This window comes from Microbacterium umsixpiens (assembly GCF_053543675.1).
On record NZ_JBLVOH010000090.1, the window covers coordinates 7,491 to 10,853 of the forward strand.

Consider the following 3,363-nt stretch of genomic DNA (forward strand, 5'->3'; position numbering starts at 1 on the left):
CGATGTCGCCGACGTAAAGGTTGCGGCCCTCGCCGAAGGATCGAAGCCCCGTGGAGAGGTCGTCGAGGATGACGACGTCGATTCCGGCCTCGATGCATGCCGTCGCGACGGTTGAGCCAATGTAGCCGGCACCGCCGGTGATCAGTACCTTCATCGCGGTCAGTCTACCCAGCGCATCCGAGGGGGCACGGGGCGACTCTCCGCAGATGCGAAGGTCATCGACGGTAGGCTACTCACTGCTCGTCGAGTCCCGCACTGTCCTCTGACAGTGGCCTGCGGCACCAACATCGGAGAACCTGCCAGTGGCCCACGTCCTTCAGAACGTCGTCTTCCCACTTGATCGCGACCCCGACCTTCTTCCGCTCTACGCCGACCCGGAGACCTGGTCCGTGATCGAGGACGAACCCGTCCGCGTCTCGAACCGCGCTCACCTCGGGAACATCCTCGGGCGGCATCGCGCCCGGATCGTGGCGGGGCGGCGTGTGTCGATGGGAACGTACTTCAACGCCTTCCCCGCGTCGTACTGGCAGCACTGGACGAGCGTTCGGCAGGTGCAGCTCACGGTGCGCACCACGGGTCCCGCGACGATCCTCGTGTACCGCTCCAACGGTTCCGGCGTCCGCCAGCGTGTGGCCACCCGCGAGGTGACGGGCGAGGCATCGACGTCCTTCGACCTCGAGCTCACACAGTACAGTGACGGCGGCTGGATCTGGTTCGACATCGTGGCCGATGAGAAGCCCGCCGTGCTCGAGGGCGCGGAGTGGACGACCGACCAGGAGCCGAAGCGCACCGGCAAGGCCTCGCTCGGCATCACCACCTACAACAAGCCCGACTACTGCGTCGAGACCCTGCGGGCACTCGCCGCGTCGCCGGACGCTCTGGAGTTCGTGGATCGCATCTTCCTGATCGATCAGGGGACCCAGCTCGTCGCGGATCAGGAGGGCTACGACGACGTCGCCACGAGCCTCGGCGCGACGCTCCAGGTGATCCGTCAGGACAACCTCGGCGGATCCGGAGGATTCGCTCGGGCCATGCACGAGACGCTCCAGCGTCCGGAGAGCGACTTCGTGCAGCTCCTCGACGACGATGTGCGGCTCGAGCCGGAATCACTGCGCCGCTCCATCGTCTTCGGTCAGTACGCGACGACGCCGGTGCTGGTCGGCGGTCACATGTTCGACCTGCTCGACCGCCCGAAACTGCACGGCTGGGCCGAGGTCGTCGACGAGCATCCGTTCATGTGGCGCAACCTGTATCAGGAGAAGATGCCGCACGACTTCGGCGTCTCGAACCTGCGGCAGTCCACGCTCCTGCACATGCGCATGGACGCCGACTACAACGGTTGGTGGATGTGTCTCATCCCCCTCGATGCGATCCGCAAGGTCGGCCTCTCCCTGCCCGCATTCATCAAGTGGGACGACGCCGAGTTCTGCCTCCGCGCCGGCGAGGCAGGCTTCCCGACCGTGTCCATGCCGGGAGTGGCGCTCTGGCACGTCTCCTGGGTCAACAAGGACGACACGATCGACTGGCAGGCGTACTTCCACGCCCGCAACCGGATCGTGGCGGGGCTCCTGCACTCGAACGCGCCGAGGGGCGGTCGACTGCTCGTCCACAGCCGCCGCGTCGACCTCAAGCACCTCATGATGATGCAGTACTACCCCGTGGCACTGCGTGCACAGGCACTGCGCGATGTCCTGTCCGGACCCGAGCACATGCGTCGCAACCTGCCGACGGCCATGCCCGCCGCCCGTGCCCTCGCCGCCGACTATCCGGAGACGGTCGTGCACCGCGACCCGTCCGCCGTGCTGCACGCGCGTCGCGGCCGCCAGGTGTACAAGCAGCTCCCGAAGAACGACCTGGACAGCCCGAAGGGGATGCGGTTGCGGTTGTTCACCCTCTCCACGCTGACCTCGCACTTCCTCCACCGCCCGAACCCGGCGAACATCGCACAGCCCGAGGTCGAGTTCGGCAAGGAAGACGCGCACTGGTGGCGCGTCCCGGCGTTCGACAGCGCACTGGTGAGTGCCGCCGACGGCTCCGGAAAGAACATCTACACGCGTGATCGCGCGAAGTACCGGCGGATGCTGCGTGACACGGTGCGGCTGCATGCCGAACTCCGCCGCCGCTGGCCGGATCTGCAGAAGCAGTACCGCGAGGCGCTGCCCGATCTCGTCTCACCCCAGTCCTGGCAGCAGATCTTCGAGGAGAAGGCATGACCGCGGCGCCCGCTGCATTCGACCCCACGGCCGCGACGATCGTCATCGTCACCTTCAACCGCTCTCACCTGCTCTCGGGTCTGCTCACGAGCATCACCGCGATGGACCCCAAGCCCGGCCACGTCGTGATCATCGACAACGCCTCGGCAGACGACACCACCGACGTCGTCGAATCGTTCCGCGAGGACATCGGCACCGAGATCGTGTACCGGCGACTCGAGAAGAACACCGGCGGCTCCGGCGGCTTCAGCGAAGGCATGCGCACCGCGTACGAGCTCGGCTCCGAGTGGATCTGGATGATGGACGACGACGTCGAGGTGCTCACCGAGGGGCTCGCGAAAATGGGCGCCTGGAGCAGCCGGTTCAAGAGCATCCAAGGGCGCCGCTTCGACTACGACGGCAGCGAGTTCTACTGGCAGTACCGCATCGCCGAGCGCATGGGCATCCCCATTCCGTTCGCTCCGTCCGGCTTCGACGAGACGGGCTACAAGGAGATGAACAGCGGATGCTTCGAGGGCATGTTCATCCATCGCTCGATCGTGCAGCAGATCGGCCTCCCCGACCCGCGGTTCTTCATCTACTGGGACGACCAGATGTACGGGTGGCTGGCCTCGCGGCTGACGACCGCGGTGATCGTCGACGAGTTCGTGCTGCGCCGCACCCGTGAGATCAAGCAGTGGGACATGGGCATCCGCCACATGAACGCGTCCAGCAATGCGTACCGCTACTACATCATGCGCAACCGCGGATTCATCAAGCAGTACTACCGCGTCCACGGCGTCTACAACCCGGTGCTCTTCGGCCTCGGCACCGCGGCGACGTTCTTCAAGGAACTCATCCGGCTCGTGTTCGTCGAGAGGACCGTGCGCGGCACGAGCAACCTCTTCCGCGGCATCCGCGACGGCGGCAAGGCCGGCCGGGACCGCAGCTGGCAGCCGATGCCTCCTCTGGAGGGGTGACGATGGACGAATCGCAGCCGGACCTGAGCTGGGCACCCCTACCCCCTCAGCCGAAGCGGACCGGACGGGTTTGGCTCATCGTCGGCCTTTCCGTTGCCGCTCTCGCGATCGTGGGCCTGCTGCTCTTCTTCCTCCTACCGCGGGGCGACTCCCCCGAGCCGTCGGAGTCCGCATCGCCGACGCCGACCGCA

3 protein-coding genes and 1 pseudogene are annotated in these 3,363 nt (G+C 66.3%); 3 read left to right on the top strand and 1 reads right to left on the bottom strand.

Features of this window, described 5'->3' with window-relative positions; translation table 11 throughout:
- Positions 1–154, bottom strand: a 154-nt coding sequence (locus ACNPM4_RS09130; protein WP_448985463.1) for an NAD-dependent epimerase/dehydratase family protein, incomplete at its 3' end; no start/stop codon positions are given.
- 148 nt (positions 155–302) lie between these two features.
- Here ACNPM4_RS09130 and ACNPM4_RS09135 point away from each other — a divergent pair.
- From ACNPM4_RS09135 to ACNPM4_RS09145, 3 genes and pseudogenes are all read left to right on the top strand, one after another.
- The gene (locus tag ACNPM4_RS09135) at positions 303–2,213 is read left to right on the top strand and encodes a glycosyltransferase (protein ID WP_448985462.1); all 1,911 of its coding nucleotides are present in this window, start codon (positions 303–305) and stop codon (positions 2,211–2,213) included.
- Positions 2,210–3,172, top strand: coding sequence for a glycosyltransferase (locus ACNPM4_RS09140; protein ID WP_029261988.1), 963 nt, complete (start codon positions 2,210–2,212; stop codon positions 3,170–3,172). The genes ACNPM4_RS09135 and ACNPM4_RS09140 overlap by 4 nt, the downstream gene beginning before the upstream one ends.
- 2 nt (positions 3,173–3,174) lie before the next feature.
- Positions 3,175–3,363, top strand: a pseudogene (locus ACNPM4_RS09145) (hypothetical protein); the annotation flags it as partial.